Origin of the sequence: [Clostridium] symbiosum (assembly GCA_036419695.1) — a bacterium.
Taxonomy (GTDB): Bacteria; Bacillota; Clostridia; order Lachnospirales; family Lachnospiraceae; genus Otoolea; species Otoolea symbiosa_A.
Window position 1 is genome coordinate 4014376 of record CP143946.1, and the last position, 13320, is coordinate 4027695.

10 protein-coding genes are annotated in these 13320 nt (G+C 49.5%); all 10 read right to left on the bottom strand.

All coding sequences use genetic code 11. The features are described from left to right. The 10 genes from V3C10_18120 to V3C10_18165 all read right to left on the bottom strand — a co-directional run bounded on the left by V3C10_18120 (position 1) and on the right by V3C10_18165 (position 13278). Positions 1–444 carry a hypothetical protein gene (locus V3C10_18120; protein ID WVP61205.1) on the bottom strand — a complete coding sequence of 148 codons (444 nt, stop codon included), beginning with the start codon at positions 442–444 and terminating at the stop codon, positions 1–3. Between the two features lie 432 nt (positions 445–876). After that, positions 877–2094 (bottom strand): bacterial transcriptional activator domain-containing protein, encoded by a 1218-nt coding sequence (locus V3C10_18125; GenBank protein ID WVP61206.1) that lies wholly within the window; start codon positions 2092–2094, stop codon positions 877–879. A gap of 264 nt (positions 2095–2358) precedes the next feature. Next, positions 2359–3228 (bottom strand): YitT family protein, encoded by an 870-nt coding sequence (locus tag V3C10_18130; GenBank protein ID WVP64657.1) that lies wholly within the window; start codon positions 3226–3228, stop codon positions 2359–2361. 197 nt (positions 3229–3425) lie between these two features. Next, complete coding sequence (gene guaB, locus V3C10_18135; protein WVP61207.1) at positions 3426–4877, bottom strand: IMP dehydrogenase; 1452 nt, start codon at positions 4875–4877, stop codon at positions 3426–3428. A 216-nt stretch (positions 4878–5093) separates the two neighbouring features. Beyond that, positions 5094–5597: a DUF6106 family protein gene (locus V3C10_18140; GenBank protein ID WVP61208.1), complete on the bottom strand. Its 504-nt coding sequence runs from the start codon at positions 5595–5597 to the stop codon at positions 5094–5096. Positions 5598–6618: 1021 nt separating this feature from the next. After that, positions 6619–7659, bottom strand: coding sequence for an ABC transporter permease (locus V3C10_18145; GenBank protein ID WVP61209.1), 1041 nt, complete (start codon positions 7657–7659; stop codon positions 6619–6621). Then, positions 7652–8695 (bottom strand): ABC transporter permease, encoded by a 1044-nt coding sequence (locus V3C10_18150; protein ID WVP61210.1) that lies wholly within the window; start codon positions 8693–8695, stop codon positions 7652–7654. The genes V3C10_18145 and V3C10_18150 overlap by 8 nt, the downstream gene beginning before the upstream one ends. Then, a complete protein-coding gene (locus V3C10_18155; protein WVP61211.1) occupies positions 8692–10206 on the bottom strand; it encodes a sugar ABC transporter ATP-binding protein in 1515 nt (504 codons plus the stop codon). The genes V3C10_18150 and V3C10_18155 overlap by 4 nt, the downstream gene beginning before the upstream one ends. Positions 10207–10395: 189 nt before the next feature. Then, positions 10396–11487: an autoinducer 2 ABC transporter substrate-binding protein gene (locus V3C10_18160; protein ID WVP61212.1), complete on the bottom strand. Its 1092-nt coding sequence runs from the start codon at positions 11485–11487 to the stop codon at positions 10396–10398. 126 nt (positions 11488–11613) lie between these two features. Further along, the gene (locus V3C10_18165; protein ID WVP61213.1) at positions 11614–13278 is read right to left on the bottom strand and encodes a ribulokinase; all 1665 of its coding nucleotides are present in this window, start codon (positions 13276–13278) and stop codon (positions 11614–11616) included. Between the last annotated feature and the right edge of the window lie 42 nt (positions 13279–13320).

Genomic DNA, 13320 nt, shown 5'->3' on the forward strand with positions numbered 1-13320 from the left:
CTATTCTTCGCTTTCTTCCATTGCACTGTCCATCAGTTTTAACAACTCCAGGGCACTGCGGAAAAACTTCTTTTCTTTTTTATCTGCCCAAATCACTTCACCCTGCCAGGTGGCGTTCTGTCTATATTTCACATGGACAATAAATGTGGCTTCTTCACCTTTTTTCTTTCTTAACTCTCTTTCGTCCATCAGTGCCACGGCCTCCTCTTTCTTCTGCCTTACTGCGCCTCTATCTTTTCGGAAACTTCTGCCGACCGTGGAGTTCTGCGGAAAATCAAGATCATTGAAAAACGAATCCATCTTTCTCAGCAAATCCATCGTATTGGCGTATGGAATCGGTCTTTTCTGATACAGATTCCAGATGCTTCCTGAATAATCTCCCTGTGCGGTACTGTCTACACATATTGCCATAAGATTAGGCGCTGAAATCATGCCTTCCATCATTCCGACCTCTCCCTTCGTTAAAGATACTTTATCAAAAAGGCAATCACGCAATTAATCACGGAAAGGGATTTTTTTGCTTTTCCTTACTTTATTTACATTTTCATTAACTTTTTCTAATAAAAATGTGAAGTCTCTCTGATATGTGAGTCTGCCCCGAAGAGCTTTTTTATCCGATTGGGGAGTTTTGAGAACGTTTCTATCAAAGAAAAAAGCCATGAAAAAGTGGTAACACTCTCTCATGGCCTCTGTAATTTGTAAAGAAAAGCTCTATCTGTACACGTTGCACTGCCAAACAGCCCAAATCTCTCCCCTTACTTTCTATTGAAGAATCAATTAAAAAAACGGAGACTTGTGTATACATACAGGTCTCCGTTGAGTATCTTCTATATAAATATATGTCCAAACCAATCTCGCTTTCGCCGCCTTTATCCGTCAGGCTCCAAGTTCCGCCAGCGACGTCACATTATAACTGATCTCCGCCCGGACGCCGGCCAATTCCTTTAATTTCTTATTAATCCTGTTATAGACAATGGAACAGTCCTCCTGCTTTGTGCCTGAGAGAAGAATCAGGTACTGTGAATTACTGTACCTTGTATAGGCATCACCGCGCCTGAGTGTCAAGCGGATTGCCTCCCTGAGCTCCTCGGAACGTTTTTTCAGTTTCTCCTGGTTCTGGATGATTTTTCCTTCATAATCAACCAGCGTACAGAGCATCAGGAAAACGGATTGGCCGCTCCGCTCCATAATTCGGCTCAAAAGACGGTATGTATCAATAAAGCTCGGATAGGAGCAGTAAAATGCACCCTCTGCCGCCGTCTCGTCTTCCTCATGTCCTTCCTTTAGTTCATCCTGGATCTCATCCAGATTGTTAGGACAGCTTTTAATCTTCTCTCCCATCTTACGGTAACATTCCAGCATCTGAGCCGACGGGGGCAGTCCCATCTCATCGGAATACATACGCACCGTCTTATCGTACAGGCGATATGCCTCTTTATAATCTTCCTTGTACAACAGACTTCCTATCTGATAAATCTGCCAGTCATCAAATGGATAAATCTCCGCAGCCCGACTGTAAAGCCTGTACATTGCCTCATAGTCCTTCTGCTCCTCCATGTAGTTCCCCAGCCACTCCACGCACTCGCTGAATTTCCGCTTGTAGGCCAGGCTCTCCAGGGTTACCCATGTCTCATTTGATATTGCAGGAAGAAGTTCTCCTCTGTAAAGGGACACTGCTTTCTCATAACAGCGGCACTTCTCCTTCCTGTCGGCGGCATTCTCCGCCTCCGCGATATATCGCTCAAATTCAATTGTGTCTATCTCCAGAGGTATATTCCCCTCACTGATATACAGGCCGTCCCGGTTGGTGATATACTCCCCCTCCGGAAGCCCCGCCTGAACCATCTGTTTCCGCGCCCGGTACAACAGATTATTCAAACTGTTATTTAAATTTGTTACATTGAGTCTGTCGTAAAGCAGCTGCATAAGCTGTTCCTTGGCAATTCCCTTGGCACCATGAATCCACACGAGCTGTAGAAGCTGAACAAACTTAGCCGTACTGTTTCTCCCCAAAATAATCTCTTTACCGTCATAATCCAGAGTAAAACCGCCAAACATACAGATCTTCAGTATCTTTTCATTACCCTTTCCCATATTTTCCATCTCCGCATCCGGGGTTATTTCCCCTTAAATGCCTTCGCCGGTATAGCCGCACCAGGTTTGGAATACCTTGCAAAGTTACTCAGATTATATCGCGAATGCCGGACATGGATTACACCTATCCACATTCAGCATGGCTTGCATCAGATTAACAAGTCCTTCACTAAGTGTACACATTATAACACAGAATTGGTCCGGGTAACAGAGTCAATCACATATTTCCCCCGATTGTTTTAGTAAAAACAGTACAATCGTCCGTCAGATAGAATCCTTAAACTCCCTGAATCCCTGTCCCAGCACTTCCGACGTCTCCGTCACCATGACAAATGCATCGGGATCCTCGTCATATACGATTTTCTTGAGTTTTGCAAACTGGGACTTTCTGACTGTGCACAAAAGGACGCTGGTATCCTGTTTACTGTATGCGCCCCTTGCCGGGAGCAGGGTGGCTGAGCGGTCCAGCTCGTAAATAATCTTCGCCGCAATACCGTCCGGTTTCTTCGTTACAACAGTCGCCATACTTCCCGCATCTCCGCCGTAGATAATGGAATCAATCACTTTCGTCTGGGCATACAGTGCAATCAGGCCAAAGAGAGCCGCTTCAATATTGCCGAAAACAAAGATGGAAAACACCAGGATCACACTGTCCACAATCAGAAGCGCCCTTCCAATTGACATGTGGGGCCGTTTCTTCTGGAGCAGGTAGCCGACGATATCCGTTCCCCCTGTCGTCGTCCCCGTCATAAAGATCATGGCCATTCCAACTCCTACGATTACGCCGCCGTAAAGGCTGCACAGCATCCTGTCACCGTTGTAGACAGGACAGAACGGCGCCACCGCCATATCAAGGATTAAGGAGCACACGGTACTGGCCACAGCCGTTGTAATCGCAAAGCGGTGGCTTAAATAAAACCAGGCCAGAATTAAAAGCGGTATATTGAGAACCAGGGTCAGGGCTCCCACCGGCAGATCGGTCAGATAATTGACCATCAGCGCAATACCGGAAGCACCTCCCGGAGCTATATTGGCCGGAACCATAAATGCATGCGTCCCGATACTGTAGATGACCGCCCCCACTAGCAAAAGTCCCATATCTTTAAAAGAAATCTTTTCACGAAGTTTTTCCATCTCCACACACCTTTCTCCTACCATTTTCCCCAAAATAATAAAAAATATAAAGTATCTTCAGTGACATCCCACCCTCTCGGCAGACAGGTTATCTCTTTCAAAAAATAAACAGGCGACACCCCGTAAGGGACATCACCTGTTATTATCAAGCCGTATAGCTATCTTTTAAAGCCGTTTTACCGGCCGACATTATTTAGTTATTCAATGCTGTAGTTTGGAGCTTCCTTCGTGATATGGATATCGTGAGGATGGCTCTCTTTCAGGGATGCTGCGGAAATCTTGATGAAGCTTCCGGTCTCCTGAAGTGTCTTGATATCCGGCGCTCCGCAGTATCCCATACCGGCGCGTAAACCGCCGAGAAGCTGGAATACCGTGTCTTCCACCATTCCCTTGTATGCGACGCGGCCTTCCACGCCCTCCGGAACCAGTTTCTTTGCGTCGTTCTGGAAATAGCGGTCTTTACTTCCGTTCTCCATCGCGGCAATGGAACCCATGCCCCGGTAAACCTTATACTTTCTGCCCTGATATAATTCGAAGGTACCCGGGCTCTCGTCACAGCCTGCAAACATGGAACCCAGCATACATACGCTTCCGCCTGCTGCTATTGCCTTTGTAACGTCTCCCGAATACTTGATTCCTCCGTCTGCAATAATCGGAATACCATATTCTTTCGCCGTCTCATAACAGTCCATAACGGCGGTTATCTGAGGCACGCCGATACCTGCAACCACGCGGGTGGTGCAGATGGAACCCGGTCCGATACCCACCTTAACGGCATCCACGCCCGCTTCGATGAGGGCCTTTGTAGCCGCGCCGGTAGCCACGTTGCCTGCAATTACCTGGACATCCGGATATGCTTCTTTAATCATCTTAACGCAGCGGAGCACATTCTCGGAATGGCCGTGCGCGGAATCCAGTACAATCACATCCACCTTTGCCTTCACAAGAGCCTCTACGCGATCCAACACATTGGCCGTGATGCCGACGCCTGCGCCGCAGAGAAGTCTGCCCTGCTCGTCCTTGGCCGAGAACGGATATTTAATCTGCTTCTCGATATCTTTGATTGTGATAAGTCCTTTTAAATTGAAGTCGTCGTCCACGATCGGGAGCTTCTCCACTCTGGCCTTTGCCAGAATCTTCTTTGCTTCCGTCAGGTTAATTCCTTCCTTTGCCGTTACCAGGTTTTTCGAGGTCATGCACTCTTTGATCTTTCTGGAGTAGTCTTCCTCAAACTTTAAGTCACGGTTTGTAATAATACCGACCAGCTTTCTTCCTTCCGTAATCGGAACGCCGGAAATGCGGAACTTCCCCATCAGCTCGTCGGCATCTTTCAGTGTATGTTCCGGGGATAAATAAAATGGGTCTGTGATGACACCGTTCTCTGAACGTTTTACCTTATCGACTTCCTCAGCCTGCTCTTCAATCGACATATTCTTGTGGATAATGCCGATACCGCCCTGTCTTGCCATGGCAATCGCCATTCTGTGCTCGGTAACCGTGTCCATACCGGCGCTCATTAAGGGAATATTCAATTTAATTTTTTTCGTCAGATACGTGCTTAAATCAACCTGGTTAGGAATGATTTCTGAATATGACGGTACGAGCAGTACATCATCAAATGTAATGCCATCGCCAATAATCTTACCCATTAATTCTTCCTCACTTTCGTATTATTTGTATTATTATAAGTAGACTCTCGATGTTTTCCGGAGTTATTAGTATCTAATACTATCAAATTTGAGGGTTGATGTCAACCACGCACTTTTACGAATTTTCTGGTACGAATTATGGAGAAATTTGTCAAAAGAATATAAGAAAGAATCCCACTCTCGGAATTCTTTCTTATATTCTTAATTATACAAAGCTTAATTCTCATGCATTTTTCTCGGCGCCATCTGCCTGAAGCAGCGCACCATCTTTTCATCCGGCTCAAAGAGCACTTTCTCACCCGCTCCGCTCTTTGTATAAATAAAAGCGTATCGGACAGCTTCCGGATCTCCCGATGTGTAGTCGATAACCTTTTTCACCTGATTCTCATACTCTTTTATATGGCCGGAAGTTACCGGGGCGATGACCTGGATGTCCTCCAGTGGATATTCCGCCGCCTTCTTTCTTCTTGTCTTTGAGAAGATCCGGTCCACAGAAAACGTCCGGTCCACCAGAAGATATTCAAACTCCACATTCAGATTCTGGATCATATGATACGCAAATGCGCACATTGCAATAAAGGCAAGGAAGCCGAACAGGCCAATCCATAAGATAGAAACCGCTGTGAGAAGAATTCCCGCAGCCAGAAGTATCTTTACAATAATGGAGGAACCCGGCGTTTTCTTTTTTACAAGACATTCTGCGTAGCTTTCGTTGAGCATGTATTTTCCCCTTTTCCTGTGTAAAATAGACCGCTAATAACGGTTTTGCGCCTGCTGAACCGTTACGGCTGATGATACTATCCTACAACAATTTGCGGCGGGATGCAAGATGGGGATTGGGGGGAGGAATGAGAACGCCGCCGGGACGGTCGGGGGGCGGGATGGTGAGAGGGAGGGGATGAGTCTTCAGTCCCGGGCTGTGGGTTGTCGCGGGTGGGGAATCCGGGCAGAAAAAGTTCCTCCGGGAAACGCTTGCGCTCTTTGGAGTACATAACGGACACTAACCTCGTGAAATACCTCGGTAAGTGCCGATGAACTCCCAGGTTCCCTCCGGAATCTTTTTCTCCCGGATTCCCCACGGGAAGGTTATGGCCGGGACTGAAGACGCGAAGGTTGTCGCCATCCCATACCCCGGCCTGCGGCCGCTGAACTGTTCTTATTCCTTCAAGGGGGGAGGTACTGTCGCTGCCACTACGCGTCCCCGAATTTCAGGAGAATTCCTCCCTATATTGTCAAGTGATTTTCCTGTATGGTATCCAATTTGATGAATCTGAGCTTTGACGCCTGACCTATCCTCGAATAACCATTGAATTTTATGATTTATCATTAAATTACAGGGTGGATTTTTCTCTGAATCCTGCCCGAAATACCTTCTTAAGGTAAAAAATTCACGACTACATAGTGGCCGCGACAATACCTCCCCCTTACTTGACGAAAGAGACAATCAGCCCCTGAAGCCGGCGGATGGGGCGACAACCTTCGCGGAGTCTTCAGTCCCGTCGACAACCTGCCCGGGGAAGGAAGGAGAAAAGATTCCGAAGGGGACATTGGAACCCGCCGGTGCTTAGCGAGGTCCTTTCGAGCTTAGCATCCGCTGTGCGCTCCACAAGCGGGAGCGGGTCCCCGTAGGAACCTTTTCTCCTGGATTCCCCCTCACCACAACCTACAAACCGGGACTGAAGACTCATTCATCCCCCCACTCCCCCGTCCGCCGTCTTACAGAGGCGTCCTCATTTCTCAATCAACTTCCCGACTTTCTCCTCTCCGACGTCACATTAATAATCATAACGAGGATCAGCACCAGCCCCCAGATCAGGTTCTTGTAGTAATCGGATATATTCTGGAACATTGAGAACCCGGACGACAGTGTCTGCAGGATTACCACGGCAATTACCATCCCGGCGGCCTTTCCTTTTCCTCCGTTCGGGCTGACTCCCGCCAGGACGCAGATGAGGATTGCCGGCGTCAGATAGGATTTTCCAAAGTCCGATCTGGCGGAATTGAAGTGGCCGCACATTAAAAGCCCCGAGACGGAAGACAGCATGCCGCTTATCATATAGGTGAGTGTTATCACTTTCTTGTCGTCAATCCCCGAATATCTGGTGGCGGTCTTGTTGGAACCGATCATATAAATCTTAAAGCCCAGTGAGGTCCTGTTCAGGATAAATGCCACGGCGCCTGCGCAGATGGCAAATATAATCGTGGAGGCGGGAATCATATCAAACAACCGGTAGCTGACCACCTTGTTTAAGATCGGCGGAAGCTCTTTTATTGACGAACCGTTCGTGATTCCCACGGCAAGGCCCAGTATGATGTCGGAGGCTCCCAGAGTGGCAACCATGGCCGGTATTCCGATTCGGGAAATGAGCGTCCCGGAGAAAATTCCACAGAGGCCTCCGATTACAAGGCCGACCGCCACAATCAACAGAAGTACCATAATCTGCACCGGCACGGAAGCGCCTTCCGGCATAACCGCCTTTAACAGCATGCAGCAGAGGATTCCCGACAGGTCGGCCACCGCTACAACCGTCAGGTCGATGCCGCCGCTGATCATGGCCAGCATCATTCCCAGGGAGAGAACCCCCATCTCCGGGAATAAATAGGCAATCAGCTTCATCTGCCCGGCCGAGAAAAAGCGGCCGCCGGTCGCCGCGGTCAGAACGGCAAAGGATATGACGAACATGGCCAGCAGTTTCAGGTTGTTTGCATTTTTCTCATAAAATTCTTTCCGTGCCGCCTTTGACACTTCTTTTGATGTATCATTTAAACCGCTGTTACTCATGCGCCTTCGCCTCCTCTCCCTTATGTCCCTCCAGTATGTTTGAGGTCACCCTCTGCTCAGCGGCAACCATTTTGTAGGCTGAGGCGCAGACACCCGCTATAATCAGCACGCCCGTCATCAGTTTGGTCCAGTTGGTCGGAATCCCCAGAAGGATCAGGTTGTTGGAAATCAGCTTCATCAAAAGCACTCCCAGGAAGGTCCCGAACACGCTTCCGGAGCCTCCGGCAATGCTGGCTCCTCCCAGCACAACAGCCGCAATGATTGTCATCTCGTATCCATCAAAGAAGTTAATCTGGCACATGCCCGATAATGTCACCTGGGTCAGCCCCGTGATTCCTCCGATGAATCCCATAAAGGTAAAAACAAAAATCCTGATGCCGGCAACCGGAAACCCGGCGCGTTCCGCCGCCACCTGATCGCCTCCCACGGCATAAATTCCTCTGCCCAGCATCGTGTATTTCATGATAAAACCGACCAGCAGAAGCACGGCTATCAAAATAAAGATACTGACCGGCATGGAACTTCCAAGTCCCGTCGTCACGCTGCGGACCGAGAAGAGGTTGGCCGCCGCCATCCCGGAAAGGGGAGCCGGAAGCGCCGAGATAACACTGCTTTTAAGGACACCCTGGGTAAATCCCAGATAGATGGAACATGTACCCAGTGTGATAATCAGGGTCGGCAGTTTCAGCCATGCGGCCAGAACTCCGTTAATCAGGCCGAGAAAGGCCCCAATGAGCCCCGCCACAACGAATCCGAGAATAACGGGACCGTCATAGCCCGTCACCTGAAACCATTTCGTCACCGCAAACATGCACAGCATGGCGGTATAGGGAAAGGATACGTCGATATTGCCGGATGCAATGACCATGAACAACCCGGCCGCCATCATGCCAGGGACGATCAGGCTCCTTACAAGGTCCACAATATTATTTGCCGTAAAGAACTGCCCGCTTTTCATCTGTATCACCAGAGACAGGGCGGCAATGATGAGAATGACATAGAACTCATTTTTCTTCAGTAACTTCTTTATGCTCATACCGCTTCCATCTCCTTTCCTTCTGTGATGAGGGCCTGAAGCTTACTGCCGTCAAGATCCGTGTTCCTGTGTTCGCTTACAATTCTTCCGCTCTTGATAATCAGAATCCGGTTACAGTTCATCAGTATTTCACTGATATCATCGGAAATCAGGATAATGGCCATGTTCTTCTTTTCCGCCAGTGCCCTCAGATAGTTGTGGATATCATATTTGGCTCCGATATCGACTCCGACCGTGGGACCGTTGAGTATCAGCACCTTCGGTTCGGTCTCCAGCCATTTCCCCAGAACCACCTTCTGCTGGTTTCCTCCGGAAAGCGTCTGGATTCCGTCTTTCAGTTCATTTAATTTGATTCCAAGGTTTCTGACCCACTCTTTTGAATCCGCATGGCCCCGGTCGAAATCCACGGTCCTGTTTTTCTTCTTCAGGCGGTCGATGTTGGAGACAATCATGTTGTTTTCAATGGACTGCGTCAGAAACAGCCCCTCGGTAAGACGGTCCTCCGGCACATAGGCAATCTTCAGGCGGAGCGCGTCCATCGGCGATTTTATCTGCACCTCGCGGCCGTCCACAAACACTTTCCCGCCGTCCGCCTGATAGAGGCCGAACAGCGCCTTTGCAAGCTCCGTCCTTCCTGAGCCGAGAAGCCCCGTAATTCCAAGAATCTCTCCGGGATGAATCTCAAAGCTGATATTTTCAAAGCCATTTTTCAGGCAGAGATTTTCCACCTTGAACAGGCTGCGGGAGCTGTCCACATCCTGCGGGTCGAAATAGTCCTGCTCGATCTTCCTTCCCGTCATATAGTAAATGAACTGTTCATTATCAATGTTTTTCGCCGAATCCGATACAATGTGCCTGCCGTTCCGAAATACGGTAAAATAGTCGGCAATCTCAAATACTTCATCCAGCTTATGGCTGACGAATAATACGGAGATTCCCTCGCTCTGAAGCTGTCTGATTACCCGGAACAGCTTGTCCACCTCCTTGCGCGTAAGGGCGGAGGTCGGCTCGTCCATAATGATGAGCCTGGAATTATGTAAAATCGATCTGGCAATCGCAATCAGCTGCTTATCTGCGATAGACAGCGTTCCTACCGTCGCATCCAGAGGAATATCAATGCCGATGTGATCCAGGGATTTCCTGGCCACCTCATAGACGCTCTTCCAGTTTACAAATTTCTTCTTATTATAAAGCTCATAATTCAGAGCGATATTTTCAGCTGCCGTAAGGTTCGGGAAGATGGACATGTCCTGGTATATGACCTGGATTCCGAGCTGGATGGACTGATTGATGCCCAGGTTCTGATAGCTCGTTCCATCGTATATGATTTCCCCTCCGTCCGGTTTATAAAACCCGGATATAATCTTGATCAGCGTAGATTTCCCACAGCCGTTTTCCCCCACCAGGCAATGGATTTCTCCCTTTCTGATCACCATATTTACCTTATCGAGAGCCTTAACTCCCCCGAAATGCTTTGATATCTCTTTTACTTCCAATAATATATCATTCATCTTGCCACCTGCCCCTGTTCGCCATTCAATATGTCCGGCACTCAATCAATAATGCTTGCGTATCCAACTCTTCGGATACGCAAGCATAAATTTCTGCAAACTACCATAAGAAGCATGCTCCAAATTACCGTTCACGCAGGATGCGTCCCGCAGCGCGCTGGTTTCAGCGGGGTATGAACCGTAACTGCTCTAGAATTGGTAATCACCCATATTATCTTTATTAATTGTAAGGATTGCGCTGCCGCTTATGTCGGTTCCGTTTACGTTGATGCTGCCGTATCCGTCGATACCCAGATCGAACCCTGTGGCGATCTTGTCTTTTTCCCCATTCAGCACCATAACGGCCAGTTCGCACATCGCTTCGCCTGATAATGCCGGATCCCAGCAGAGTACGCACGGGTTGGAACCGGATTCCAGATAAGGGCCTGAAACGGATGGAACGCCCGTACCTACGGCAAAGATCTTACCTGTCATGCCAAGCTCATCAATGGCTTTTGCAGCTCCCGGCGGGTCATAGCTGGATGCGCCGATAAACCCTTTGATTTCCGGATATTTCTTGATAATCTCTTTGGATTTGTTGTAAGCCATATCCATATTGTCTTCACACTCGATTCTCTCCTCGGGAATCAGCTCCATGTTCGGATAATTGGCTTTCTGGTGTGCTACTGCCGCGTCCATCCACTGGTTGTGGGATGTGGAAGATAAAAATGCCACCATTGTAACATACTGGCCTTCTTCTCCCATGGCCTTTGCCAGTTCGTCCATCATGGCCTCGCCGTACTCGGTGTTGTTAAATGCCTCCAAATCGTAGTCACACTCGTCAAATCCTTCCGCCTCGTGGGTAATTACCACGATTCCCTTCTCCCGCGCCTTGGCAAGAGCCGGTTTGCAAGCCTCCGGATCGATCGGAACCACACAGATTGCGTCGATATCCTGCTCTATCAGTGTTTCAATTACCTGGATCTGCTCCGCGGAATCCGTTTTTGACGGTCCCTTTACATAACAGTTATGTCCCGTCGCCTTGGCGTATTCATCCACGCCCTCCTGATGGCGCAGACACCACGGATCCGACATGTCCTTTACTACTGTGGCAATCGTGTAACTCTTGCCCTCTTTAGCTTCGGTCTTCTCCGCGCCTGCATCGGCCTGTTCCCCTGCCTCCGCTGTTCCAGCGGCTTCCTGGGCCGCCTTCGTCTCTGCGGCTTTAGAACCGCCGCAGCCGGCCAGTGATACTGCCGCCATGGAAATAATCATTACTGCCGATAGTAACCTTTTTTTCATATAGTTCCTCCTTCTACATTTTATCGCTGCAGCCCCTTTCTCCGCCGTTACGGCGTTTCCGGAAACTGAAACTTCACCTTACGGCACCCCTTCCGATGCCCCGCCGTAACAGAAAGCCACGGCAGATTATCTCCGCCCGATATTCCTTAACCCCTTCATAAAGGAATCATCGCTGCCGAATATATCATGCAATTTCCTGTAATAACCGTACAATTCATCGTACCGCTCTTTTTTCCTGCCGTCCGGCGTATAAATCACCGTTTCCTGCGGAATCAGGCGTTTTGAAGCTTCGGAAAAGTCTGCGCATCCCGGATATCCATATACTTTTCCATAGGCCACGGCCGCACAGGCGGCTGCGCCTCTGGCCGGTACATTGTCAATCCGGGGGACAATCACCTCCTGTCCGAACACGTCTGCGCACATCTGCATAATCCACGGGCTTTTTCCTGCGATTCCCCCCACCGCATAAATCGCTTTTATTGGAATGCCGTTGTCTCTGTAATTTTCAAGGATTCTCCTGGAGCCGAATACATTGGCCTCTACAAGAGCCCTGTAAATTTCTTCCGTTCTAGTTTGCAGGGTAAGGCCGATGACGGCTCCTGATAAGTTGTAGTTGGACAGGACACTCCGGTTCCCGTTAAACCAGTCCAGAGCCATAAGGCCGCTCTCCCCCGGCTCCAGCTTTTCCGCCAGCTCACCCAGATAGGCCAGTATGCTCTTTCCTTCTTCCCGCGCCCTTTCATAGTATTCCTGAGGGACGCAAGTTTCGGCAAACCACTGGAACAAATCTCCCGTGGCCGGCTGTCCGGACTCATACCCGTAAAGCCCCGGAACCATTCCGTCCGCCGCCACCGAACAGAGACCGTCAAATGAGCGGAACTCCCGGTACATCATCTGATGGCAGGTGGAGGTTCCCATTACAAGCATCATACTTCCACTCTCCGTAACTCCTGCCCCGCATCCCGCCACAGCCCCGTCGCTGTGTCCGGCCGCAACGGCCGTTTTCACCGTAAGCCCCAGCATCTTTGCCGCCTCCTCCCTGAGGAAACCGGCGCAGTCGCCGACATCGATAATATCACCTGCAAATTTTGTTTCCGTTAAGTCTTCCAGTTCCGGGTCGAGGGCCCTTAAAAAGTCCCTGTCCGGGTACCCCCTGCCCTTAATCCAGAATGCGTTCACCCCCAGAACGCCCCCTGTCCTCTTGAGGTTCCCGGTCAGCCAGTAAACAATCCAGTCCACAGCCTCCATAAACAAATCGGTTTTCCGGTAAATCTCAGGGTCTTCCCTGGCCACCTGCATAATTTTGGGGAACATCCATTCCGATGAGACGGAGCTGCCAAAATATTCTTTCAACCATGTCGTATGCTCCCTGGCATAGCTTTCTATCTCCTCCGCATATTTCTGTGCGCCGTGGTGTTTCCACAGCTTGGGCCATGCATTGGGACAGTCCCGCAGGGCGGGATCCTTACATATGGGAAGGCCGTCCCGGTACAGGGGCACCATGGTGCAGCTTGTAAAATCAGTCCCGATGGCAGCCACATCCTCCGGATTTATTCCGGAATCTCCAAGCATTCGGGCTGTTACGGCGCACATGCTCTCGATCCAGTCATCCGGATCCTGCAGAAACCATTCATCCGGAAGCGGGATCGGTTTATGGTGCATCATGCCGGAAATCACCCCGTTTTTATAGCGGCTCTCGGCCGAAGTCATCAGCCGTCCATCCTCGAGCCTCAAGGCCACTCCCCTGCACGACAGGGTTCCAAAATCAAATCCTAAAACAAATTTCCCCATCTGTTACTCTCCATACTCCATAACATTGCGGTTCACAGCCCT

What these genes read in the sequence shown, in the direction of transcription:
- V3C10_18120 (WVP61205.1), bottom strand. Translation starts at nt 444, where the DNA reads ATGATGGAAGGCATGATTTCAGCGCCTAATCTTATGGCAATATGTGTA.
- V3C10_18125 (WVP61206.1), bottom strand. Translation starts at nt 2,094, where the DNA reads ATGGGAAAGGGTAATGAAAAGATACTGAAGATCTGTATGTTTGGCGGT.
- V3C10_18130 (WVP64657.1), bottom strand. Translation starts at nt 3,228, where the DNA reads ATGGAAAAACTTCGTGAAAAGATTTCTTTTAAAGATATGGGACTTTTG.
- guaB (WVP61207.1), bottom strand. Translation starts at nt 4,877, where the DNA reads ATGGGTAAGATTATTGGCGATGGCATTACATTTGATGATGTACTGCTC.
- V3C10_18140 (WVP61208.1), bottom strand. Translation starts at nt 5,597, where the DNA reads ATGCTCAACGAAAGCTACGCAGAATGTCTTGTAAAAAAGAAAACGCCG.
- V3C10_18145 (WVP61209.1), bottom strand. Translation starts at nt 7,659, where the DNA reads ATGAGTAACAGCGGTTTAAATGATACATCAAAAGAAGTGTCAAAGGCG.
- V3C10_18150 (WVP61210.1), bottom strand. Translation starts at nt 8,695, where the DNA reads ATGAGCATAAAGAAGTTACTGAAGAAAAATGAGTTCTATGTCATTCTC.
- V3C10_18155 (WVP61211.1), bottom strand. Translation starts at nt 10,206, where the DNA reads ATGAATGATATATTATTGGAAGTAAAAGAGATATCAAAGCATTTCGGG.
- V3C10_18160 (WVP61212.1), bottom strand. Translation starts at nt 11,487, where the DNA reads ATGAAAAAAAGGTTACTATCGGCAGTAATGATTATTTCCATGGCGGCA.
- V3C10_18165 (WVP61213.1), bottom strand. Translation starts at nt 13,278, where the DNA reads ATGGGGAAATTTGTTTTAGGATTTGATTTTGGAACCCTGTCGTGCAGG.